Source organism: Pseudomonas sp. SWI44, from assembly GCF_002947915.1.
GTDB classification, from domain to species: domain Bacteria; phylum Pseudomonadota; class Gammaproteobacteria; order Pseudomonadales; family Pseudomonadaceae; genus Aquipseudomonas; species Aquipseudomonas taiwanensis.
Genome location: NZ_CP026674.1, coordinates 4,993,994 through 5,017,351, shown reverse-complemented (window position 1 = coordinate 5,017,351; position 23,358 = coordinate 4,993,994). Strand labels below are relative to the sequence as shown.

Here is a 23,358-nt window from a genome sequence, read left to right as displayed (position 1 = left end):
GGCAGCGGCTACAGGTTGGAGCCGATACTTGTAGCCGCTGCCGCCAGGCTGCGCCTGCCTGAGTGAACCCTGGGGGATTTTCAGGGAGGCATAGGCCCTGCGCAGCCTTCGGCAGCGGCTACAGGTTGGGGCCGATACTTGTAGCCGCTGCCGCCAGGCTGCGCGGGCCTGAGTGAACCCTGGGGGATTTTCGGTGAGGCATAGGGCCTGCGCAGCCTTCGGCAGCGGCTACAGGTTGGGGCCGATGCCTGTAGCCGCTGCCGCCAGGCTGCGCGGGCCGGGGGTGAACACTGGGGATTTTCGGTGAGGCACAGGGCCTGCGCAGCCTTCGGCAGCGGCTACAGGTTGGGGCCGATGCCTGTAGCCGCTGCCGCCAGGCTGCGCGGGCCGGGGTGAACACTGGGGATTTTCGGTGAGGCACAGGGCCTGCGCAGCCTTCGGCAGCGGCTACAGGGTTGAGACCAGGTGGCCGCCGTCTACTGCCAGGGTGGCACCGGTCATGAAGTTGCCGGCCTCGCTGGCCAGTAGCAGCAAGGGGCCGTCAAGCTGCGGCAGCTGCCCCAGTCTGCGCATGGGCACCGCCGATTTGATGTAGGCCTGGCCCTTCTCCGAGTTGAAGTAGCTGTCGTTCATCTCAGTCTGGAAATACCCGGGGGCGATGGCGTTGACGCGGATGTCGTACCGCGCCAATTCCAACGCCAGGGCCTTGGTCAACTGCAACACTCCGGCCTTGGCCGCGCAGTAGTGGCTCAGGCCGTTGCCCACGCGCTCGCCCAGTATGGAAGCGATGTTGATGATGCTGCCGCCCTGCCCGGCCTTGGCCAGGCGCTGGGCCGCGCACTGGGCCACGCGCCAGACACCGTCCAGGTTGGTGGACAGCATGGTGCTCCAGTCCGCCTCGCTGACCTCCAGCGCTTTCACCGCACCGCCAACACCCGCATTGTTGACCACCACATCGACCACGCCAAACGCGCGCTCCGCTGCATCGAACGCCGCCTCCACGCTGTCGCGTGAGGTCACGTCCAGCGCCACCGCCAGCACCTCGCCGCCTAGCTCACGCAGGCGTGCGGCCAATGCCTGCAAGCGCTCCTCACGACGCGCGGCGATCACCACCCGGGCGCCGGCGGTTGCGACCACCTGGGCAAAGTGCTCGCCCAAACCGCTGGAAGCCCCCGTGACCAGCACCACCTTGCCCTGCAACGAAAACAGAGTATTCATCACAACACCTCGAACAGGCCGGCGGCACCCATGCCACCGCCCACACACATGGTAATGACGACGTACTTCACGCCGCGCCGTTGCCCTTCCAGCAAGGCGTGCCCGACCATCCGCGCGCCGCTCATGCCGTAAGGGTGGCCAATAGCGATAGCACCGCCGTTGACGTTGAGCCTTTCATTGGGGATACCGAGCTTGTCCCGGCAGTAGATCACCTGGCAGGCAAACGCCTCGTTAAGCTCCCACAAGCCGATGTCTTCCACCCGCAAGCCATGCTGCCTGAGCAACCTGGGCACGGCCAGCACGGGCCCGATGCCCATTTCCTCCGGGGCCAGGCCCACCACTGCAATCCCGCGGTACAGCCCGATAGGCTCCAGATTACGCCGCTGCGCCAGGCGCCCATCCATCAACACAGAGGCACTGGCGCCGTCGGACAACTGGCTGGCGTTGCCAGCGGTGATGCAGCCCCCCTCCACCACCGACTTGAGCTGGGCCAGGTCCGGCAACACCGTACTCGGACGGTTACCCTCATCCAGGTTGAGAGTCACCGGTTGCAGGGTGACTACACCGCTGGCCTTGTCCTGCACCGACTTCACGGTACTGACCGAAATGATCTCATCGGCAAACCGTCCCTCCCGCTGAGCGGCAGCCGTACGCTGCTGGGATTGCAGCGCATAAGCGTCCTGCTGCTCCCGACTGATGCGGTAGCGCTTGGCCACCCACTCAGCCGTCTGCAGCATCGGCATGTAGGCGTGGGCGGCATGCTGTTCCACCCGCAGGTCACGCTCGGCGAATGCCCATTCCATGTTGCGCGCCTGCACGGCACTGATGTTCTCCTGTCCGGCGCCGATGGCCACGCGCATGCCGTCATGAATGATCTGCTTGGCCGCCGTGGCAATCGCCATCAGCCCCGAAGCGCACTGACGATCAATGGTCTGCCCGGCCACGCTTAGCGGTAAACCCGCTGCCAGCGCACTCATGCGTCCCAGGTTCCAACCGGCCGTGCCGCCAGGCATGGCGGTGCCCATGACCAGGTCCTCGACTTCGCCCGGCTCGATACCAGCCCGCTCCACTGCGGCCGAAATGGCCAGCGCCGCCATGCTGGGCGACTTGAGGGTATTGAAAGCACCCCGGTACGCCTTGGCGATCGGCGTGCGGGCGGTTGAAAGAATGACAGCCTCCGACATGGATGGATCTCCTGACTGGAACGTTCAAAGACGCTGAATATGAGTGTGGTGTTCAGCCACCAGACGCTGCAGCAAGGCAGCAGGCTGGAACCACATCTGGCCGTAATCGCCCAACTGCTCGCGATAGCGTTCGATACCGGCCAATACCCGCCCAAGACCCAGTTGCTCGGCATAGTGCAGCGGCCCGCCCAGCCAGGCCGGGAAGCCGTAACCGTTGATCCACACCAGGTCGATATCACCGCTGCGCTGAGCGATGCCTTCATCCAGCAGCTGCACGCCCTCGTTGATCAACATGAACAGGCAGCGGTCATGGATTTCCTGATGGGAGATCACCCGACGGGCAATGCCCAGCTCGCTGGCCAACACCTCGGCGCACGCCACAACTTCATAGTCCTCGATGCGCTCGCGGCCGTTGTAGCGGTAAAAGCCGCGACCGGTCTTCTGCCCATAATGCCCCTGGGCAAACAGCTCGTCCGCCAGCTTGCAGTAGCTGGGATCATGGGCGATGGCCTCGCGTCGAGACTCGCGCACGCGGTAGCCGACATCAATGCCGGCCAGGTCGTACATCGACAACACGCCCATGGCCAGCCCCAGCTCGGTGAGCACACCGTCGACCTGGGCCGGGGTGGCACCTTCCAGCACCAGCCGGTGGGCTTCCCGTGCATAAGGTTCGAGCATGCGGTTGCCGATAAAACCGAAGCACACCCCCGACACCACGGCAATCTTGTCGATGCGCCGCGCCAGGTCCAGGGTAGTCGCCAGCACTTGGGCCGAGGTGTCGCGGCCGCGCACCACCTCCAGCAAGCGCATGATGTTGGCCGGGCTGAAGAAATGCAGGCCAATCACGTCCTGGGGCCTGCGCGTGACGGCCGCAATCAGGTCCACATCCAGGGTCGAGGTGTTGGTGGCCAGGATCGCCCCCGGCTTGCACACCTCGTCCAGGATGCGGAAAACGTTCTGCTTGATCGCCAGGCTTTCGAACACCGCCTCGATTACCAGGTCGGCCTGGGCAATGTCGGCATACTCCAGGGTGCCAGTGATCAGCGCCATGCGCTCATCCAGTTGCCTGGCGCAGAGCTTGCCGCGCTTGACCGCGCCATCGTACTGCTGGCGGACATGGGCCAGCCCACGGTCCAGGGCTTCGCCCTTGAGTTCCAGCAGGGTTACGGGGATGCCGGCATTGGCGAAATTCATGGCAATGCCGCCGCCCATGGTGCCGGCGCCGATCACCGCCACGCTCGCCACCGTACGGCGCGGCGTGTGCTTGTCGACGCCCGGCACCTTGAGGGCCTCGCGCTGGGCAAAAAATTGATGACGCAGCGCCGCTGACTGGGGCGACGACTCCACCTGGGCGAACAGCGCCTGTTCCTTGGCCAGGCCCTGGGCCAGGCTGCCCTCGCAGGCGCCGCGCACCGCTTCCAGCGCCAACCGGGGCGCCAATTGCCCGCGCCAGCGACGGGCGTTGTTGGCGGCGTGTACGCTGAAGAAATCCGCTGGCAGGCCCTGGGCAGGGTTGACATGGGGCCAAGGCCGCTGCGCGGGGGCAGAGGTTTTCAGCACATCGGTGGCAAAGTCCACCGCTGCGCGAAGCAGATCATCGTCATTATCGACCACAAGGTCTATAAGCCCCAGCGCCTGGGCCTTGGTCCCGCTCACCGGTTCGCCGGTAATAATCATCTCCAGCGCTGCCTGGGCGCCAATCAGGCGCGGCAGGCGCTGGGTGCCACCGGCGCCGGGCAACAGGCCGATGCGGGTCTCCGGCAAACCCAGGAGGGCGCTGGCCGTGGCCAGGCGGTAGCCGCAGGCCAAGGCCGTTTCCAGGCCACCGCCCAAGGCCGCGCCTGAGATCGCCGCGATCACCGGTTTGGGCGACTGCGCCAGGCGCTCCAGCAGGTCGGCAAGGCCCGGCGTGGCAAAGGCCGCCGGGGTGCCGAACTCGCTGATGTCGGCGCCGGCGCTGAATGCCCGTCCCTGGCCATGGATGACCAGGGCCCTGACCTGGGGGTCATTAATAGCGTGTTCGAAGGCCTCGGCCAACGCCTGGCGCAGCGCCTGGCCCAACGCGTTCACGGGTGGCCGGGCCAGTCCGATCAGTGCTACCGGGCCCTCGCGGCAGTAGTCAATCAGTGCAGTCATGGGAAGGCTCCAACAAAAAGGTCAAAGGTCAGAACCAGTGGTTCTGCATGTCATGGCAACTGCGGTTGCCCGCGCACAGCAGCTGGGCGATGCCCGGCAGTACGGCCAGTTCCCACTCCAGGTAGTAACGGGCCGTGTGCAGCTTGCCGCGGTAAAAATCTGCCTCCGCGCCTTGCGCGCCCTGGCTCAGGGCGGCTTCGGCGAGCATGGCCTGGCGCAGCCACACCCAGCCCACCAGCACCCGGCCGAACAGGTCCAGGTAGGCCGTGGCGTTGGCCAGGCCGCGGTCGACGTCCTCGGCCACCTGCTGCTGCAATGCGGCGGTCACTTCGCGCAGCACCGTCAGGCCCTTGGCCAGGTGCCGCGCCAGGGGCTGGCAGTGTTCCAGCCGGGCGGCTTGCTGCAGGCTGTCCTCCACCTGCGTCAGGAACAGCGTGTAGCCCCGGCCGCCCTTGAGCCCCAGCTTGCGGCCCAGCAGATCGAGGGCCTGAATGCCTTCGGTGCCTTCATGAATGGGGTTGAGGCGGTTGTCCCGGTACAGCTGCTCCAGAGGGTATTCCCGGGTATACCCGGCGCCGCCGAGGATCTGGATGCCCAGGTCCGAGGCCACCAGGCCGTAGCGCGACGGCCAGGTCTTGACCATGGGCGTCAGCAAATCCAGCAACTGCGCCGCGTCGTCGCGGGCCTGGGCGGTGGTGCCGGTGTGGGCATCTTCCACCAGGCTGCTGGCGTACAGGCACAGCGCCAGGGAGCCCTCGGCGTAGGCCTTTTGCATCAGCAGCATGCGCCGCACATCGGCGTGTTCAATGATCGGCACTTGGCGCGTGGCCGGGTCCTTGCAGCTGGCCAGGCGACCCTGGGGCCGTTCGCGGGCGTAGTCCAGAGCATGCAGGTAACTTTGGTAGGCCAGGCTGGCCGCGCCCAGGCCCACGCCGATACGCGCCTCGTTCATCATCTGGAACATGTAGCCCAGGCCCTTGTTGGCCTCGCCCACCAGGTAGCCCACGGCGCCCGCGCCCTCGCCGAAACTCAATACCGTGGAGGTGGTATTGCGGTAGCCCATCTTGTGCAGCAGGCCGGCCAGGGCCACGTCATTGCGGGTGCCCAGCGCGCCATCGGCGTCGACGTTGAACTTGGGCACCACGAACAGCGAAATGCCTTTCACCCCCGCCGGGGCGCCTTCGATACGGGCCAGCACCAAATGCACGATGTTCTCGGTGAGTTCATGGTCACCGCCGGAGATGAACATTTTCTGCCCGAACACCCGGTAGGTGCCGTCTTCAGCCGGCACGGCGCGGGTGCGCAGGTCGCCCAGCGCCGAGCCTTGGCCAGGTTCGGTCAACGCCATGGTGCCGCTGAAGCGCCCGGCGAACATCGCCGGCAGGAAGCGCTGCTGCACTTCAGGCGCCGCAAAGCTTTTGATCAGGTTGGCCGCGCCAATGCTCAGGAACGGGTAACCGGTGGTGGCGATGTTGGCCGCGTTGAAATATGCCATGCAGGCGCGCAGCAGCACTTCGGGCAGTTGCAGGCCGCCGTCGGCAAAGTCATGGTGTGCCGCCAGGAACCCGGCATCGGCGAAGGCATCCCAGGCGTGCCGGGTTTCCGGGATAAGTGTCACCCGCTCGCCATCGAAGGTGGGTTCGTGCTGATCGGCCTTGTGGTTGTGCGGGGCGAAAAATTCCGCCGCTACCTGGCGGGCCGTGGCCAGGGTGGCGTCGAAGACCGACCGGTCGTGCTCGGCGTACCGCTCACGCTCCAGCAAGGCCTGGGTGTCGAGGAATTCGTAGAGCAGAAAGCTCAGATCGCGTTCGTTGAGCAACATAAAGGTAAGTCCCGCCGAGAAAAGTCATGAGCGAAAACGACCATCATGTTGTAACAGCGCCCGCCCCCGGCTGCGTCGAACCGGGGGTGGAGTTTGGGATGGATTCTGCCTGCAAGGTGGGTGGAGTACCCTGCCCCGTCAGCTCAACAGGCCGACACTGCGAGCCTTGCGCAGGGCTTCGTCGCGGTCGTTGACCTCAAGCTTGCGGAACAGGTTGTTGATGTGGGTCTTGACCGTGCTCAGGCTGACGAACAGCGACTCGGCGATTTGCGCGTTGCCTTGGCCGCGTGCCATGCGCTGTAGCACTTCGCGCTCGCGACGAGTCACGGGTTCGATTAGGCGCTGGGCGCTCTGCAACGGGTTCACCAGTGAAGGCAGCCATTGCTGCAACTGCCGGGCATCGGGCAACGCGCGCTGCAGCTCATACTGTTTGCGAGCCTCCGGGGCCAGCAGTTGCTGAAACAGGTCGCTCAGGGCCGCGCCTTCGTAATGCAGCAGGTGGCCGAACTGGTGCTCGCAGGCCAGGGCCACCGCCTCGTCCAGCAGGTGCATGGCCTGTGGCTGGTCGTGCTGGTCCAGGGCCACGCTGGCCTGCAGCAGCACAATGTCCAGGCGCAGCCGGTGGTGTTGGTGCTCCCGCGCCAGCTCACCGAGCGCCTGCACGCGCTGGTTCACCACAGCCCGCTGGCCCAGGTGGCGTTGCACCCAGGCGTAGGCCAGCAACTCGTCGGGTTGCAGGTCTTCCCCATACTGCCGGTTGCACCAGTGCCACTCGTGCAGCCAGCTCAGCAAGAAGGCCTGGTCGCCATGACGCACCGCGTGGCGTACCCGCCATGCCCCGGCCAGGCGGTACACCCGCCATTGGCCAAAGTCCTGTGCAAGGCGCCGCGCCTGGTCCCACTTGGCCACGGCCCGCGGTGCGTCCCCCAGCGCATCGAACAGGCAGGCCTGGTAATGGAAAATCTGCGCCAGCGCCGCGCCGTGGGGGAAGTCCATGGCGATCTTTTCGGCCCGAGCCAGGCTCAGGGCGGCGGCGCTCAGGGCGTTGCGCTGCATCAGCACCAGGCCTTGCCCCAGGTGCAGGAAGGCATCGTAGAAGTTGCCCGCGCCAGGCGCGAGCCCGCCTTCGAAAAAGCGCTGGCGCGCCTGCTCAGTCTTGCCTTGGGCCAACTCGATCAGCCCTGCCTGCAGGTGCAGCCGGTGGGTATAGCCTTTGAAGCCCAGCGCCGACAGCTGCTGCAGGGCCTGGTCATTCTGCAGCCGGGCATCTTCCAGGCGCCCCAGCGCTGCCAGGCAAGCGGCGCTGTTGGCATGCAGGATGGCGGTGGCCGCGTTGGCCTGCGGGTACCGCTCCAAGGCTATGCGCGCCACGTCCACGCCATGGCGCAGGTTGCCGCCCAGCCAGGCCAGGTGGCTGCGCAGGAAAGCGATGGTTTGCATGACCCGCTCGACCGAGGGGCCGCCCAACCGCTTCAACACGCCGATACAGGCGCGGGTGCGTTGGATGTCATTGGTGACAATCAGCGCCGAGGCCTCGGTCATGGCCAGGTTGAGGTGGTCAGTTTCGCTGTCGCGCAGGGCGTGGCCGAGGAAGTCGACGATGGCGTTGATCTCGCCCTCGCGCAGCAGGTCGAAGGTGTGCTGCTCCACGGTACGCATCAGCGCCTCGGTGTTTTTCGCCCGGCCATACTGCGAGACCGCCTGGGCATAAAAGGCATTGGCCAGCAGCCAGTCGGCTGCACGCTGATGCAGCTGCAGCAGCCGCTCGGGGCGCCGCCGGCGCAACCGTTGCAGCACCGTCAGGCGCAAGGCCGGGTGGTATTGATAGCGCAGACGCTCGCCCATCCGCTCCTCGATGAACAGGTCCAGTTGCAGCAGCTTGCGCAGCGGCGCTTCAACCTGGGTATCCTCGGTCAGCACCGTGGCCAGCTCCAGGTCGAACGCGCTGACCACCGAGGTGTGTTCGATGAAACGCACCAGTGCCTGGGGCAAACAGCGCAGCACGTCTTCCTCGATAAATTCGCCGATGTGCTGGTAGGAGCCCTGCACGGCCAGTTCCAAGTGCTCAGCCGACGGGTCGAGCAAGGGCAATTCCCGATACGCCGAACACCAGAACAGCACGCCGCTGATCCAGCCTTCACTGCCCGCCTGCAAGCGATACACGAAGGCCGGCTGCAAGCTAACGCCCTGGGCCAATAGCACCTGTTGGGTTTCTTCACCGTCCAGGGCCAGTTCCCGCGGCCCCAGCAGCCGCAGACGGTTGTCGCGCCGCAGGTGGCTGAGGCCCAGCGCCGGTGCGCCCTCGCTGGCGGCGACGAGGTGCAGGTACGGGGGCGGCTGGTGCAGCAACGCCTCCAGGTAGCCCACCACCCGCGCCGAGCGCAGCAGGTGCAGGTCATCCAGGCACAGGGTGAAGGGCGCGACCAGGCCGTCGAGGTGGCTGCGAATGGCGGCCCAGGCCTGGTCTTTGTCCATGTCCACGGGCACCGCGCGCTTGAGCAGCAGGTGGTACAGGTGGCCGATGAAATGCACGGGGTCATTGTCTGCGCGGTCGATGCGCAGGAACCCCAGGGCGGCGCCGCGTTGCTCGGCCAGTTGGCTGAGCAGCAGCGACTTGCCATAGCCCAGGGGCGCGCGCAGCAGTACCAAGGTGGCGTCGCCCTGCAACGCCGCAGCAATCTGGGCCATGGCCCGGGGCCTTGGGATCAGCGTGCGCGGCATGGGCGCGGGGCGGAACTTGCTGGTATCGATGGGTAACTTCACAGCGACTGCCTTGTACCACGGGTGGTGTTGAAACGATCTTACCCCGAAGGGTCAGAATTGCGCGCGAATCAGTTTCTTGTCCAGTTTGCCGACGCTGGTGCGCGGGATCGCGGCCACCACCCGCACCTCCGTGGGAATGGCCCATTTGGACAAGGCACCCTGGGCGACGAAGCCGGTCAAGTGCACCTTGAGCGCTTCGGCATCCAGGGGCGGCGATGCGGCGGCCTGCACCAGCAGCGCCACCGGCCGCTCGCCCCAGCGCGCATCGGGTACGCCCACCACCGCGCATTCGCTGACATGGGGGTGACGGCTGATCAGGCTTTCGATGTCCAGGGACGAAATCCATTCGCCACCCGTTTTGATCAGGTCCTTGAGGCGATCATGGATATGCACCAGGCCACGGGCGTCGATGCTGGCCACATCGCCGGTGTGCAGCCAGCCATCTTCCCAAAGCCTTTCGCTGTTGATCGGGTCTTTAAAGTAGCCGGGGGTCAGCCAGGGGCTGCGGATCAGCAACTGGCCCACCTGCTGACCGTCCTGGGCCACTGGCTGCTGGTGTTCGTCCACCAGTTTCATCTGCACCAGGGGCGCGATCACCCCGGCACTGCAACGCCAATGCAGCTGCTGCTCGGCCTGCAACTCGGAAAACTCGGCCGGCAGGCAGGTGAGGGAAACGATGGGGCAAGTCTCGGACATGCCATACGCGCCGCGCACGTCCACGTTCATGCCCTGCGCCCTGCGGGCCAGGCCTGCGGACAGCGCCGCACCACCGATCAGCACGTGCCAGCCGGACAGGTCGGCGCCGCTGGCTTGGGCAGCATCCAGCACCATGGCCAGCAAGGTCGGTACGCAATGGGAGTAGTCGACCCGTTCATCGACAATCAAGGACGCCAGCAGCCCAGCCTCGTAACGGCCGGGGTACACCTGCTGGCAACCCATCATGGTCGCAATGTAGGGCACGCCCCAGGCGTGCACATGGAACATTGGCGTGATAGGCAAGTAGACCTTGTCGCGGTTGAGCAATGCCGCCCCGGCACTGGCATGGGCACTGGCCCCCGCCAGGGTGTGCAGCACCAGTTGCCGGTGGGTGAAATAGACGCCCTTGGGGTTGCCCGTGGTGCCGGTGGTGTAGAACAGCGTGGCCACGGCGTTCTCGTCGAACTCGGGGAATGGGTAGTGGCCGGGCTGGGCGGCCAGCAGCGCTTCATATTCACCCAGCACAGGTAACGAGGTGGGCACGGCGCCGCCATCGTCCTCGCACAGCAGGTAGCCACGAACCATGGGCAACTGACCGGCGATGGTCTCCAGCAGGGGGATGAAATCGCGGTGGGCCAGCACCAGAGTGTCTTCGGCGTGGGCCATGGTGAACTGCACCTGCTCGGGCGCCAGGCGCACGTTCACGGTATGCAGCACCGCGCCCAGCATGGGGATGGCGAAGAAGCATTCCAGGTAGCGATGGCTGTCCCAGTCCAGCACCGCCACCGTGTCGCCGGCCACAACGCCCAGCGCGCTGAGGGCATGGGCCAGCTGATGCACCCGGCGATGGAAGGTGGTGTAGTCGTGGCGCACCTGATTGCGGTACACGATCTGGTTGTCGCCGGCGGCGCGCAGGCCGGTCTCCAGCAGCCCGCCAATCAGTAGCGGTGACGGTTTGCAGCTCGCGGTGGCGGGCAGAAACTTGGGTTGATGAGGCAGAGTCATCGGTCCTCCAGTGGCATCGGGTCTTGTAGTTATTGGCGATGTGTATAGCGCGTTGCCGTGGGGGCCATCTTCAACCTGCGGGTGGATATGCAACAGGTGCCGGGTGGACATTTTGCCGCAGCGGCATTTTGCCCAACCCGCGTTCTCCACCCCGCGCCCCTGCAAATTCCACCCGCAGGTTGAAGCCCCGCCACCGCCACTCCCCTCTAATAGCTCCACACCCCTTGTAGCCGCTGCCGCGAGGCGGCCCTGCGCATTTTCAGTGAAGCAAAGGGCCCGCGCAGCCTGGCGGCAGCGGCTACACACCTCAGGAGCCGTACCCATGAGCATCTTCAAGCCCTTCACCTTTGACACCGTCGGCTCGATCGTCGCCGAATGGGGCGCCGCGCGTCGTCTGGGCGAACTGCTGGGCGCCTGGACCGAGCAACGCAACCTGCTGATCGTCACCGACAAGTTCCTGCACACCGCCGGCCTGCTCGATGCGGCCAAGGCCTCGCTGCAAGCAGCAGGCTTCAGCATCAGCGTGTTCGATGACGTGGTGGCCGATCCGCCCGAGGCGGTGCTGCACGATTGCGTGGGCCAGGCCCGCGCAGCGGGCGTGAACCTGGTGCTGGGCCTGGGCGGCGGCTCATCGATGGACATCGCCAAACTGGCCGCGGTGCTGATCCCCTCCCAACAAGCATTGGCCGACCTGTACGGTATCGGCAAGGTCAAGGGCACACGCTTGCCACTGGTGCAGATCCCCACTACCGCAGGCACTGGCTCGGAGGTGACCAACATCACCATCCTGACCACCGGCGAGACGACCAAAATGGGCGTCGTGTCCAACCAGCTGTATGCCGACAAGGTCATCCTCGATGCCGAGCTGACCACCGGCCTGCCACCTTTGATCACTGCCGCCACCGGCATCGACGCCATGGTGCACGCCATCGAGGCCTACACCAGCCGTCACCGCAAGAACCCAGTATCGGATGCGCTCGCTCGCGAGGCCTTGAGGTTGCTGGCAGGCAATCTGGTTACCGCCTGCGAAGACGGCAAGAATCGCCTGGCTCGGGAAGCCATGCTGCTCGGCGCGACCCTGGCCGGACAGGCGTTCGCCAACGCCCCTGTGGCTGCCGTGCACGCCCTGGCGTATCCGCTGGGCGGCCACTACCACATCCCCCACGGGCTCTCCAATGCATTGATGCTGGGCCCGGTGCTGCGCTTCAACTTGAGCGCCGCAGCACCGCTGTATGCCGAGTTGGGTGATGTCTTGCTCGGCCCGAGCACGACAACGATTACTAGCCGTGCCACCCGTTTCGTCGAGTTCATGGAGAACCTGATGAACCAGTCCGGCGCCCCACGTCGCCTGCGTGATGTGAAGGTCACTGAGGACAGCCTGGCGCTGTTGGCCCACGACGCCATGAAGCAAGAACGCCTGTTGATGAACAACCCCGTCGAGGTACGCGAAGCCGACGCCCTGGCCCTTTACAAGAAAGCCTTTTGAGCTGACCGCCCCCTTCTCGCCTTTCTACAAGGAATCGATTCATGTTGAACACAGCACAGAAACCCTACGACATCGTTATCCTCGGCGCAGGCTTCGGCGGCCTGGGCATGGGCGCCCAATTGAAGATGCAAGGCATAGACAACTTCATCATTCTTGAGCGGGGTGCACGCATTGGTGGTGTGTGGCGCGACAACGCCTACCCAGGCGCCGCTTGCGACACCGAATCGCACCTGTACTGCTACAGCTTTCACCCGCACCTGCGCGTCAGCAAGATGTACGCTGACCGCGACGAGCTGCTGAACTACATGGATTCCTTGGCCAACCGTTATGCGTTGATGCAGCACGTCAAGCTCAACAGTGAGCTGAGCCAGGCCAACTGGGACGAGCAGACCAACACCTGGGCCTTCGAACTAGCCGACGGCACGCAAGTGCAGGGCCGTTTCTTCGTACCCGCCTGGGGGCAACTCAACAAGCCTGCCATTCCGGCGTTCAAAGGGCTGGACAGCTTTGCCGGCGACTACTTCCACTCAGCCCAATGGCCGGAAGGACTGGACCTCACGGGCAAGAAAGTCGCCAGCATCGGGGCAGCGGCCAGCGCCGTGCAGTACGTGCCGGAGGTGGCCAAACAAGCAAGCCATCTGACCGTGTTCCAGCGCAGCGCCAACTGGATCATGCCGCGCAACCAGATCGTCTTTACCCCAGAGCAGCTGGACGCCTACGCCGCAGACCCTTCGCTGTTCGAGGAAAGCCGCCGCAACCTGCACGCGTTCCGCGAAAACGGCTTTGCGCGGACCCGCCACGGCACCGAGGCGCAACAGGAAGGCATCGCCATGGCCACCGGTCACCTGGCCGCCCAAGTACCGGATGCAGCGCTGCGTGCCAAGCTGACTCCAGATTATGAGTTCGCGTGCAAACGCATCCTGCGTTCCGATGACTATTATCCCGCGCTGATGCGTAGCAACGTCAGCCTGGAAACCGCCGCCGTCGACCATTTCGTGCCAGAAGGCATCGTCGACAAGAACGGCCTACTGCACGAGCTGGACACCGTGATCTTCGGCACCGGATTTGAAAGCCAGGCCTTCCAAGGTGATCTGCAAGTGACAGGTGCCCAAGGGCAAACCCTGCACCAACGCTGGGAACAAGGCGCCGAAGCCTACCTGGGAATGACCGTGCCGGGCTTCCCGAACATGTTCATGATCTATGGGCCTAACACCAACCTGAACCACAACTCGATCATTACCATGCTCGAGATCCAGCAGCGTTACATCATCCAGGCCGTACAAGGGCTCGCTGACAACCCGCACACCGCGTTGGACGTCAAGGTCGATAACTTCAACACCTACAATGATTCGCTGCAGACCAACATGCAGTCCTCGGCGTTCTCCTCGGATTGCTCCAGTTGGTACAAGAACGCGGCTGGCAAGGTCATCAATAACTGGTCGGGCACCGTGGATGAATACAAGGCCCTGGCCGCCGACTGGAACCTGGATGATTACCACCTGCTGTCGGCCAAGGAGACCGCGCATCCATGAGCGACCTGATAGCCCAGGCTATCCCTCTGGAGCAGGTGGCCGCCGATGCGGTCGGCCTGGTCCAGGCCTTCAGGGATGGTGGTGAAATCTCCTTCCAGGATGTGCCTTTGGCACAGGCGCGAGACAACTATCTGAAAGCCTGCGCCGTCAACGGCCTGGCAGCAGAGCGCGTCGCCGAGGTCCGCACGCTGGACTATCCGGTGACGGGCGGTACAGCAAGCCTTCGTGTATACCGCCCCCTGGGTATCCCCACTGCGGCAGTGACGCCTGTGGTGGTGTTCATTCATGGCGGCGGCTGGGTGATCGGAAACCTGGACAGCCACGACAGCATTTGCCGTTCGCTGGCCAATCGGACCCACGCCACCGTGATCGCAGTGCAGTACCGCCTGGCGCCAGAGCATCGCTTCCCTGTGCCACTGGACGACTGCTTCGCCGCCATTGAGTACATCACCGACAAGGCCTGCGAGCTTGGGGTCGACCCCAAGCGTACGCTACTTGCAGGTGACAGCGCGGGCGGGAACATGGCCACGGTGTTGGCCAATGATCCGGCCTGCCAGGCGCTGGGCATGACCTTCAAGGGGCAGGCGTTGTTCTATCCGGTCACTGACCTTACCGCCAGTCAGCCTTCGTACCAGCGCATCACCCGGGGATTTCCACTGACCGCCGCGTCCATGCACTGGTTCAGGGCGCAGTACACCGCCCCTGGTGAGGATTGGCACGATGCGCGCCTGTCTCCGCTGCTACACGCTGAAGGTCGCCGGCAACCTCCCCTGTTCATCCTCACCGTGGGCCATGACCCGCTGGCGGATGAGGGGATTGCCTACGCATCCGCTGCCGCACGGGCGGGAACCGAAGTGGAGCACCAGCACTTGCCATGGCATGCCCATGGGGTACTGACCAGCGCTGGCAAGATAGCGACCGGCCACCGGATACTCACGCAGGCTGCACGATTTATTGCCCGTAAGCTGGGTACTGACAACTGAAAAAACCGGCGTGCGCAGGCACTCGGGAGCGTGAGATTACGCACCATCAAGGGCAGCGACGAGCTGTCCTTTTTGAACCTGTTTTCGCCTGCGCGCGCTTCATACACTCACCTTGCAGTTGCAAAACCGAGGGCAGTTCCCTCGACCGACGACCGTTTTTGCCGATGGAGGCGATTCAATGCGATTCAACAAAAAAGTAGCCATTGTGACCGGTTCAAGCTCAGGCAACGGCCGCGCAATCGCCCTGGCACTCGCTGCAGAAGGTGCTCAACTGGTGTGCTCGGACCTCTCCAAGAGCGCCCGCCCTGAAGGCTTCGAAAAAGACCTGCACATCGATACCGACGACCTGATTCGCCAAAACGGTGGCGAAGCGATTTTCGTCAAGGCCAACGTGTCCAGCTACACCGACATGGACAACCTGGTTCAAGAAGCCGTCAAACGTTTTGGCCGGCTGGACATCATGATCAACAACGCTGGCGTCGCCGTCGAGCTCAAGACCATCGTTGAGGAAACCGAGGCCGATTACGACCTGACCATGAACGTCAACACCAAAGGCACCTGGCTAGGCTGCAAGTTCGCGATTACCCAAATGATGAAACAGGAAGTCAGCGACTCTGGCACCCGCGGCAAGATCGTCAATATCTCGTCCATCGGCGGACTGGTCGGCTTGGCTCAAGAGGCGTCTTACTGCGCCTCCAAAGGGGCCGTGAACAATCTGACCCGGCAGTTGGCCGTGGACTTCGCCCAGCACAAGATCAATGTCAATGCCGTTTGCCCAGGGTTCCTCGCCACGGCCATGGTCCGCCAGGAGCTGAACGACCCCGAGATCAAGACCCTGCTGGAAGACCTGACGCCCTGGCCGCGCATCGGCAACGTCGAAGACGTATCCAAGGCTGTGACATTCCTCGCCTCCGAGGACGCGCAGTGGATGACCGGTTCGTTGCTGACCGTTGACGGTGCTTATACCGCTCAATGACTCCATCGGCGGTACTCAAAACAAGGAGGCGTCCATTGGGCGCCTCCTTTTTTATTGTAGTTATTTGACCGCCCTATTTGGCCACCCAGGCATTGAACCGTTGTTCAAGTGTCTCGCCATAGTCAGCCCAGAACGGCGTACTATTCTGCACCTGTTGGCTAATGTGATCTTCAGCGGTGGGCAGGCCCTCCAGAATGGACTTGTCAAGCTGTGAAATAGCCTCAAGGTTGGCTGGACCGTAGGCGATAGCCTGGGCAAAACGCTGTTGCTGTGCTGGCTCCAACGTGAAGTTAATGAACCGCTTGGCCGCCTCCACGTTTTTAGAGCCTTTCGGGATGGCCCGGGCATCGAAATCGTAGATACCCCCCGCCCACACCACCTTCAGGCTGCTTTCCTTCTGCGCTGCACTGATACGTCCGTTATAGGCCGCACTCATTACCACATCGCCCGACATCAGGTATTGAGCAGGCTGCGCGCCCGCCTCCCACCACTCAATGAAGGGCTTGATCTGGTCAAGCTTAACGAAGGCCCTATCCTGGCCAGCCTTGGTGGCTAGAATCTGATACACCTCGGCAGGCCGCACGCCATCGGCCATCCAAGCAAACTCCAAAGTGAACTTCGCGGTTTTACGAAGACCTCGCTTGCCGGGGTATTTGCGCAAGTCCCAGAAGTCGGCCCAACCGGTGGGAGCGACGGTAAGCTTGTCGGCGTTATAGGCCAGCACTGTCGACCAGATGAAAAAGGCGACGCCACAAGGCTGTATTGCTCCCGAAACATAGTGCGAGGGCGAGCCGAACAGTTCCTCAGGCAAGCTTTCAAACAGGCCTTCATCACACCCTCTGGCCAACTCCGGCAGTTCGACCTCGACCACATCCCAGCCAACGCTGCGGCTGTCGACCATCACCTTCAAACGGGCCATTTCACCGTTGTACTCACCCGCAATCACTTTGCTTGAGGAATGCTGCTCCCAGGGTGCATAGAAAGCCTTTATCTGTGCGACCTTGTTGGCACCGCCGAATGAAACAACGGTCAGATCATCAGCCGCCACTGCCTGAGCGGCAATCAGTCCTGCCAGAGCAGCGGTGGTGGTTTTCAAGAGAATATGCCTTTAACGCTCCCGACATTCCTTCGTAAGTGCACCACTATCGATTCCTTGCACACACAGTAACAGGTGGCTGGTGGCCACCTCGATGTCCATTTCAGCCTCGTGCAGTCCGCTATGCCTGCAACAAAAAAGGGGCAATCACAGCGTGATGCCCCCTTGGTCAAGCGCGTGGTCCGTCTACCGCATCAGCGTTGTGCCACCGCCAACTTTGCTGCGCGCTCAGTGGCCTCGATAAAGCCATCGACATCCTCGACGGTCATGACCGTCGAGAGGAAAGCCTTACCCGTCTTGGCAATGTGATAGCCCTCAAGCACCAGGTTGCGCTGCAGCGCGCTCACCCACTTCATCTCTTCCTTGCTGGAGTAACCGGAGCGGTAATCTTGGACCTGACGCTGATGACCAAATACCATGAACATGGACGAGAATCCTGTCACCTGACCTGGGAAGCCCGCATTGGCAAAGGCCCGGGTGACGCCTGCTCGCAAGCGATCGCCGAGCACGTCCATGCGATCGGACTCGGCCTGGGTGTAGAGATCCAAGGCAATCTTGCCGGCGGTCATAGTGATCGGGTTGGCCGTGAAGGTCCCGCTCCAGGGCAACAGCGGCTTGCCTTCACGGTGGTCGAACACCTGCATGAACTTGCGCGAGCCGGCCACTGCCCCCACCGGGAAACCACCACCAATGATCTTCGCTAACACGGTCAGGTCAGGCTTGATGTTGAAACGGGTTTGCGCGCCACCGCTGTGAACGCGGAAGGTGATGACTTCATCCAAAATGAACACCGCGCCGATCTCGGTCGAGACGCGGCGAATCATTTCGATGAAGGCTTGACTGACTGGAACGAAACCGAAGTAGCTGGGCGCGGGGTCGATGATGATTGCCGCAATGTCGTCGCGGTTGGCGAGAATGATCCGCTCAGCGGCTTCTGCATCATTGAACGGAATCACCACGACGTCGTTCTTGACGCCGTCAGGCACGCCCTTGGAATAACCCGTGGAGGTAGGGTCAACGCCCCAGTTCTCGGGCGAGGAGTCCAGGCTCACTTCGGCGTAGTCGTAGGAGCCGTGGTACACGCCTTCGCACTTGACGATCTTTGAACGCCCGGTGAGTGCACGCGCCGCCTTGATGGCGCACATCACCGCTTCGGTACCGGAGTTGGAGAAGCGAATCCATTCAAAGCTTTCGGCGCGGGAGCAGATGGTCTCGGCCAGCACCACTTCAGGTTCGGTAGGCAGGGTGAATGCCGTGCCCTTGGTGACCTGTTCCTGAATGGCGGCAACGATGGCCGGGTGCGCATGGCCGTGAATCAGCGAAGCAAAGTTGTTCAGCAGGTCCAGCCGACGAGTGCCATCGACGTCAGTCACATAGGCTCCCGAGCCGCTGCCGGCGTAGACCGGAAACGGTTCCTGCCATGGCAGGATTCGGGTGATGCCGCCGGGCATGACCTTGCTCGCGCGGTCGTACAGGGTTTTGGATTGACTGTGGTTTTCGGGCCATTTGGCAGACATGGGTAGTTCCTTGAAAAGGCAGTAGGCGGAAATCAGAGGTGGCGCTTGAACCATTCGACGGCAGCCGTGCTGGAGGCCTCGAACTCGCTCAGGTAGGGGTCGAAGTGGCCGCACTTCAGCAGCACCAGGTTTTTCGGCTGCAAGGCAGACTCGTAGGCCTTGAGGGCCGCGTCCGGCACAGTGACAGTGTCTTTCAGCGCCACGATCATCTGCAGCGGCGTAGGGCTGATGCGATCTACGGCGTAGCCAGGTTCATACTCGTTGAGCATCTCGATACTCTTGAGCGTGACTTCGTTGCGCCAGGCCGGCGCCACACTGCGCTGGCTACCGGTGAAGAAGTCAAAGCAATCCTGGCCGGGCAAGGCACAGTCGGATTTCGGGTCTTCGTTGACCACTTCCATCACCAGCGCATGGTCGCCGGCATAGCGCGCGGCGCGATCGGCCTCGAAGGCCTCGATCAGGCCAGGCATCAGGTCTGGGCGCACGGCCATGCGCACATCGGCCGAGCCGCTGATGGCCGGTACCTGGGACGACACGCATTTGACCCGACGGTCGAAGGCCGCCACTTGCAGCACGTGGCCGCCGCTGTAACTGGAGCCCCAGATACCGATACGCGCGGCGTCCACGTCATCCAGGCTGCTGACATAGGTGATCGCGTCGCGGTAGTCACGCACCTGCAGCAGCGGGTCGGCTTCCTGACGCGGCTGGCCTTCACTGGCGCCGAAGTTGCGGTTGTCGTACACCAGTACGGCAAAGCCCTGGGCGGCGAACACTTCGGCGTAGCGGTCCAGGTACTGTTCCTTCACCGCGGTGAAGCCGTGGGCCATGACGATGGCGGGGTGTCGGCTTGCGCCGTTCTGCGGAGTAAACAACCAGCCCTTCAGGGTCAGGCCATCGGTGGTCTTGAAGCTGATATCAGTGCGCATGTCGTCCTCCTGCCAAACCAGATTCCTGCCGCACCTGCGGCTCGTTGGGCAGATAGTGAAGGCGCGCTCGCCAGGCGCACAGGTGCACAGTGGCCAAACTCCTGTGGTTGGAAGCCACGCCAAGGGTTGGCCGCGAAAGAACCGCTAGTTGGCCGCCAGCCACCTGTTTCCAGGCCTCAACGCTGCCTACCATCTGGCCATGCTCCCTCCCTTAGCAGGAGCACGTTCTGCCTTTAACGACCGTAGAAGACCATGTCAGCCACTGAAGTCCAGGCACCTGCCAAAATGCGCGAAGTTCCCAGCGGTACCTCACCCGAAATCGTCAAACGCATCATCGATGAAGACGGTGGCGTCATCATCAAGGGTCTGTTCAAGGATCAGGTCGACCGCTTCAACGCCGACATGGACCCGATCGTTGCCGGCTGGGCAGCAGGCTACGACGGCCCGGACTGGATGGCTGAATTCGCCGGCAAGAAGACCAAGCGCATCACCCAGCTGATTCGTCGCAGCAAAACTTTCCGTGAAGAAATGCTGGACCATGAAGTGATGCTGTCCTACATCGACACCCTGATGCTGGAAACCAGTGACGCCTACTGGATGAACGCTGCGCAGATCATCGAGATCCAGCCTGGCGAGAAAGCCCAGTTTCTGCACCGCGACCTGGAAAATTACCCGGTGTTTCGCAACTACGGGCCATCGGGTCCGGAAGTGATGTGCAACTGCATCATCGCCATCTCCGACTACACCGAGGAGATGGGTGCCACCCGCGTGATCCCTGGCAGCCACAAATGGCCGGACTACAACGACCGTGAGCGCATGGACAACACCCCAAGCATTGCCGCGGTGATGGAAAAAGGCGACGCCATGGTGTTCTCTGGCAAGGTGGTGCACGGTGGTGGCGCCAACGTCTCCGACCGTCCGCGCCGTGCATTGACCCTGGCTTTCTGCCCGGGCTGGCTGGTACCGGAGGAAGCCTACCCGTTCGCCGTGCCGATGGAGATGGCGCGTACCCTGAGCAAACGCGCGCAGCAAATGATCGGCTTCCGCTCCATGCACAACCAGAAACTGGGCGGCGGCACCTTGTGGAGCCTGGACTACGTCGAACTGGCCAAAGTCCTGGAACTGGACAAGTAACCTGCAGCCGCTGCCGCCAGGCTGCGCAGGGCCCTGAGCACACTGGAAATTCTCAGCGAGGCACAGGGCCTGCGCAGCCTGCGGCAGCGGCTACGGACCGTTGTAGCCGCTGCCGTCAGGCTGCGCGGGGCTCTGAGTACACTGGAAATCTTCAGCGAGGCACAGGGCCTGAGCAGCCTGCGGCAGCGGCTACGGTGTCGTACCTGACGTAGGGATGCCCTGTCATGCCGCTCAATCCGCTGGCCCAGAAAGACATCGACTACCACCTGCACTCGTACACCGACGCCCGCGCCCACCAGGAAAAAGGCCCGCTGATCATCGAACGCGGCGAGGGCGTGTTTGTCATCGACGACCAAGGCAATCGCTACCTTGAAGCCATGGCGGGATTATGGAGCACCGCCCTGGGCTTCAGCGAACAGCGCCTGGTGGACGCGGCCCACCGGCAGTTGCAAACCCTGCCCTTCTATCACACCTTCAGCCACAAATCGCACCCGGCCAGCATCGCCCTGGCCGAGAAGCTGATTGCTCTGGCGCCGGTACCGATGAGCAAGGTGTATTTCACCAACTCAGGCTCCGAGGCAAACGATGTGTTGGTCAAACTGGTGTGGTACCGCAACAACGCCATTGGCCAGCCGCTGCGCAAGACATTCATCAGCCGCCAGGGCGCTTATCACGGCGTCACAGGCCTGAGCGCCAGCCTCACAGGCTTGGCCTCGGTACACCAGGGTTTCGACCTGCCCCTGCCCGGCTTCCTGCACGTCAGCACCCCGCATTTCTACCGTCACGGCCTACCTGGGGAAACCGAGGAGCAGTTCGCCGACCGCCTGGCCGACGAGCTTGAGGCGCTGATCAGCCGCGAAGGTGCTCACACCATCGCCGCCTTCGTCGCGGAACCGCTGATGGGCGCCGGCGGCGTCATTGTGCCGCCGCGCACTTACTGGGAAAAAATCCAACAGGTGTGCCGCCGGCATGACGTGCTGGTCATCGCCGACGAGGTCATCTGTGGTTTCGGCCGCACGGGTAAGCTGTTCGGCTGTGAGACCTTTGGCATTCAACCGGACGCTATGGTGCTGTCCAAGCAACTGTCGTCGTCCTACCAGCCCATTGCGGCGGTGCTGATCAACGATGCCCTCTACCAGGGCATTGCCGACCAAAGCCACGCGCAGGGCGCGTTGGGCACAGGGTTCACCGCCAGCGGCCACCCGGTGGCGGCTGCGGTGGCATTGGAGAACGTGCGCATCATTGAGACAGACCAGTTGGTGGCGCATGCCGCCCGCATGGGCACATTACTGCATGCAGGCCTGGCAGCCCTGCGCGCACACCCGCTGGTGGGCGACGTGCGCGGTTGTGGCCTGATCGCTGGCGTGGAACTGGTGCGCGACCCCGCCAGCAAGGTCGCGGTCGAATCGGTTGGACGCCTGGGCAAGTTCTTCACTGCCCAGGCCCAGGTCAACGGCCTGATCGTACGGGGTATTGGCGATACCGTCGCGTTGTGTCCGCCGCTGATTATTAATGAGGCTGAAATCGCCCTGCTGCTGGAACGCTTCACACTCACGCTTGAGCAAACGCAGGCCTCGGCCGCGATGGCGTAATCGATCCTGAGGTCATTGGGGCCAGCGCCGTGGCCGCCTGGGGGACACGTATGCGAAGTGCGGGGATGACTTGGCGTAACCGATCGCCGTCAGCGCTATAGTTCACTTGATGGTGTGCTCAGGAAAGGTGAGGCCGCCTAGGCTTATTTCATCGAAGGAATAACAATGACTCAGGAATTTGCAGGCAAAGTGGTAGTGATTTCGGGTGGTAGCCGCGGGATCGGTTTTGGGATCGCCGCCGCGTTCGCCGAGCGCGGAGCCCAAACAGTGCTGGCAGCATCCAGCGAGGACAATCTGCGCGCCGCCGCCGATAAAATCGAGAAAAGCGGTGGCCTGCGCCCCGATACCTGCGCGGCAGACTTGCGCACGGATACCGGTTGCCAACAGGTGTATGAAGGGGTGGCGGCACGCTTCGGGCGCTGCGACATCCTTGTCAATTCGGCGGGTGCAACGCGTGCCGGCGCTTTTCTCGAATTACCCACGGACGCCTGGCAGGATGGCTTTGCGCTGAAGTTTTTCGGCTGCGTGAATCTGTGCCGCCTGTTCTGGCCGCTGCTGCGTACTGCGGGCGGTCATGTGGTCAACATCATCGGCGGTGCGGCACGTACGCCCGATCCTGGATTCCTGATCGGAGGCTCAGTCAACGCTGCGATGCACAACTTCACGAAGGGGCTGTCCGGGCAAGGCAAGCTGGAGGGGGTGAACGTGAACGCCATTCATCCTGGTTTGACCGAAACCGACCGGGTTGAACAGCTTTTCAAGCAACGGGCCGCCACCAGCGGCAAAACGGTCGATCAAGAACGCACCGCACAGGTCGAGCGCGAAGGCCTGGTGCGCCTGGGTAAGCCCGAGGACGTGGCGCAGTTGGCGGTATTCCTTTGCGGTGAACAGGCACGCCACATTCAAGGCACTGCGATCGCCGTCGACGGTGGCGGCACCCCAGGTGTTTATTAAATCCGGACGGCGCCTAACGCCTTGCGAGATAAGCCGGCTGAGACCGTACTACCTGTCATCCCCCAGGTTTTCAGGACGGCCTAACTGACTTCATTTCCCAAGCCGTACCATAGCCTCGCAATGATCCCCAGGGGAGCTTGCACGCCAGCTCCCTTGCCTAAACCGACCTCCCCTGAGTGCTACACAGAATTCAATACACCGTGAGGGAGTGTCCGCACCAGAAAATGCATTACATGATTTTCCGGGTATTTGTAGCCAACCGACACGCAGTTGATCGCCTGGCACCTCTGGAATTCTGCTTCGGGGGATAACTCAGTAGCCTGCTAATTGAATTCTAT

General features: G+C 63.1%; 16 protein-coding genes. 7 read left to right on the top strand and 9 right to left on the bottom strand.

The window, feature by feature from the left end:
• Positions 1-447: 447 nt before the first annotated feature.
• The 6 genes from C4Q26_RS23730 to C4Q26_RS23705 form a co-directional block, all read right to left on the bottom strand.
• Positions 448-1,218: an SDR family NAD(P)-dependent oxidoreductase gene (locus tag C4Q26_RS23730; RefSeq protein WP_177429847.1), complete on the bottom strand. Its 771-nt coding sequence runs from the start codon at positions 1,216-1,218 to the stop codon at positions 448-450.
• Positions 1,218-2,402: an acetyl-CoA C-acyltransferase gene (locus C4Q26_RS23725; RefSeq protein ID WP_104883662.1), complete on the bottom strand. Its 1,185-nt coding sequence runs from the start codon at positions 2,400-2,402 to the stop codon at positions 1,218-1,220. The genes C4Q26_RS23730 and C4Q26_RS23725 overlap by 1 nt, the downstream gene beginning before the upstream one ends.
• Before the next feature lie 24 nt (positions 2,403-2,426).
• Positions 2,427-4,538: a 3-hydroxyacyl-CoA dehydrogenase NAD-binding domain-containing protein gene (locus tag C4Q26_RS23720; RefSeq protein ID WP_104883661.1), complete on the bottom strand. Its 2,112-nt coding sequence runs from the start codon at positions 4,536-4,538 to the stop codon at positions 2,427-2,429.
• Positions 4,539-4,566: 28 nt separating this feature from the next.
• Positions 4,567-6,360 carry an acyl-CoA dehydrogenase gene (locus C4Q26_RS23715; RefSeq protein WP_104883660.1) on the bottom strand — a complete coding sequence of 598 codons (1,794 nt, stop codon included), beginning with the start codon at positions 6,358-6,360 and terminating at the stop codon, positions 4,567-4,569.
• Between the two features lie 138 nt (positions 6,361-6,498).
• On the bottom strand, positions 6,499-9,123 hold the full coding sequence (locus C4Q26_RS23710; protein WP_158664909.1) for a LuxR C-terminal-related transcriptional regulator: 2,625 nt from the start codon (positions 9,121-9,123) through the stop codon (positions 6,499-6,501).
• A gap of 51 nt (positions 9,124-9,174) precedes the next feature.
• The gene (locus tag C4Q26_RS23705; protein ID WP_104883658.1) at positions 9,175-10,824 is read right to left on the bottom strand and encodes a fatty acid--CoA ligase; all 1,650 of its coding nucleotides are present in this window, start codon (positions 10,822-10,824) and stop codon (positions 9,175-9,177) included.
• A gap of 322 nt (positions 10,825-11,146) precedes the next feature.
• Between C4Q26_RS23705 and C4Q26_RS23700 the strand changes: the two genes are divergently transcribed.
• The 4 genes from C4Q26_RS23700 to C4Q26_RS23685 all read left to right on the top strand — a co-directional run bounded on the left by C4Q26_RS23700 (position 11,147) and on the right by C4Q26_RS23685 (position 15,801).
• Positions 11,147-12,310 (top strand): iron-containing alcohol dehydrogenase, encoded by a 1,164-nt coding sequence (locus C4Q26_RS23700; protein WP_104883657.1) that lies wholly within the window; start codon positions 11,147-11,149, stop codon positions 12,308-12,310.
• A gap of 41 nt (positions 12,311-12,351) precedes the next feature.
• Positions 12,352-13,842 carry an NAD(P)/FAD-dependent oxidoreductase gene (locus tag C4Q26_RS23695; RefSeq protein WP_104883656.1) on the top strand — a complete coding sequence of 497 codons (1,491 nt, stop codon included), beginning with the start codon at positions 12,352-12,354 and terminating at the stop codon, positions 13,840-13,842.
• Positions 13,839-14,825, top strand: a complete 987-nt coding sequence (locus tag C4Q26_RS23690; protein WP_104883655.1) for an alpha/beta hydrolase — start codon at positions 13,839-13,841, stop codon at positions 14,823-14,825. The genes C4Q26_RS23695 and C4Q26_RS23690 overlap by 4 nt, the downstream gene beginning before the upstream one ends.
• Positions 14,826-15,003: 178 nt before the next feature.
• Positions 15,004-15,801, top strand: coding sequence for an SDR family NAD(P)-dependent oxidoreductase (locus C4Q26_RS23685; protein WP_047604795.1), 798 nt, complete (start codon positions 15,004-15,006; stop codon positions 15,799-15,801).
• Between the two features lie 73 nt (positions 15,802-15,874).
• On the opposite strand, the gene C4Q26_RS23680 is transcribed toward C4Q26_RS23685, so the two are convergent.
• From C4Q26_RS23680 to C4Q26_RS23670, 3 genes are all read right to left on the bottom strand, one after another.
• Entirely contained in the window at positions 15,875-16,903 is a 1,029-nt protein-coding gene (locus tag C4Q26_RS23680; protein ID WP_104883654.1) for a polyamine ABC transporter substrate-binding protein, read from the bottom strand.
• 188 nt (positions 16,904-17,091) lie between these two features.
• Positions 17,092-18,414, bottom strand: coding sequence for an aspartate aminotransferase family protein (locus tag C4Q26_RS23675; RefSeq protein WP_104883653.1), 1,323 nt, complete (start codon positions 18,412-18,414; stop codon positions 17,092-17,094).
• Between the two features lie 32 nt (positions 18,415-18,446).
• Positions 18,447-19,340, bottom strand: coding sequence for an alpha/beta hydrolase (locus C4Q26_RS23670; protein WP_104883652.1), 894 nt, complete (start codon positions 19,338-19,340; stop codon positions 18,447-18,449).
• A gap of 285 nt (positions 19,341-19,625) precedes the next feature.
• Here C4Q26_RS23670 and C4Q26_RS23665 point away from each other — a divergent pair, with 285 nt between their 5' ends.
• From C4Q26_RS23665 to C4Q26_RS23655, 3 genes are all read left to right on the top strand, one after another.
• A complete protein-coding gene (locus C4Q26_RS23665) occupies positions 19,626-20,474 on the top strand; it encodes a phytanoyl-CoA dioxygenase family protein (RefSeq protein ID WP_218274781.1) in 849 nt (282 codons plus the stop codon).
• 224 nt (positions 20,475-20,698) lie between these two features.
• A complete protein-coding gene (locus tag C4Q26_RS23660; RefSeq protein ID WP_104883650.1) occupies positions 20,699-22,066 on the top strand; it encodes an aspartate aminotransferase family protein in 1,368 nt (455 codons plus the stop codon).
• A 165-nt stretch (positions 22,067-22,231) separates the two neighbouring features.
• Positions 22,232-23,020: an SDR family NAD(P)-dependent oxidoreductase gene (locus tag C4Q26_RS23655; protein WP_104883649.1), complete on the top strand. Its 789-nt coding sequence runs from the start codon at positions 22,232-22,234 to the stop codon at positions 23,018-23,020.
• Positions 23,021-23,358 lie beyond the last annotated feature (338 nt).

Excerpts from the sequence above, each read along its gene's own strand:
- C4Q26_RS23695 (WP_104883656.1), top strand. The coding sequence starts at position 12,352 with ATGTTGAACACAGCACAGAAACCCTACGACATCGTTATCCTCGGCGCA.
- C4Q26_RS23690 (WP_104883655.1), top strand. The coding sequence starts at position 13,839 with ATGAGCGACCTGATAGCCCAGGCTATCCCTCTGGAGCAGGTGGCCGCC.
- C4Q26_RS23705 (WP_104883658.1), bottom strand. The coding sequence starts at position 10,824 with ATGACTCTGCCTCATCAACCCAAGTTTCTGCCCGCCACCGCGAGCTGC.
- C4Q26_RS23715 (WP_104883660.1), bottom strand. The coding sequence starts at position 6,360 with ATGTTGCTCAACGAACGCGATCTGAGCTTTCTGCTCTACGAATTCCTC.
- C4Q26_RS23730 (WP_177429847.1), bottom strand. The coding sequence starts at position 1,218 with ATGAATACTCTGTTTTCGTTGCAGGGCAAGGTGGTGCTGGTCACGGGG.
- C4Q26_RS23670 (WP_104883652.1), bottom strand. The coding sequence starts at position 19,340 with ATGCGCACTGATATCAGCTTCAAGACCACCGATGGCCTGACCCTGAAG.
- C4Q26_RS23725 (WP_104883662.1), bottom strand. The coding sequence starts at position 2,402 with ATGTCGGAGGCTGTCATTCTTTCAACCGCCCGCACGCCGATCGCCAAG.
- C4Q26_RS23660 (WP_104883650.1), top strand. The coding sequence starts at position 20,699 with ATGCCGCTCAATCCGCTGGCCCAGAAAGACATCGACTACCACCTGCAC.
- C4Q26_RS23700 (WP_104883657.1), top strand. The coding sequence starts at position 11,147 with ATGAGCATCTTCAAGCCCTTCACCTTTGACACCGTCGGCTCGATCGTC.
- C4Q26_RS23665 (WP_218274781.1), top strand. The coding sequence starts at position 19,626 with ATGCGCGAAGTTCCCAGCGGTACCTCACCCGAAATCGTCAAACGCATC.
- C4Q26_RS23720 (WP_104883661.1), bottom strand. The coding sequence starts at position 4,538 with ATGACTGCACTGATTGACTACTGCCGCGAGGGCCCGGTAGCACTGATC.
- C4Q26_RS23655 (WP_104883649.1), top strand. The coding sequence starts at position 22,232 with ATGACTCAGGAATTTGCAGGCAAAGTGGTAGTGATTTCGGGTGGTAGC.
- C4Q26_RS23675 (WP_104883653.1), bottom strand. The coding sequence starts at position 18,414 with ATGTCTGCCAAATGGCCCGAAAACCACAGTCAATCCAAAACCCTGTAC.
- C4Q26_RS23685 (WP_047604795.1), top strand. The coding sequence starts at position 15,004 with ATGCGATTCAACAAAAAAGTAGCCATTGTGACCGGTTCAAGCTCAGGC.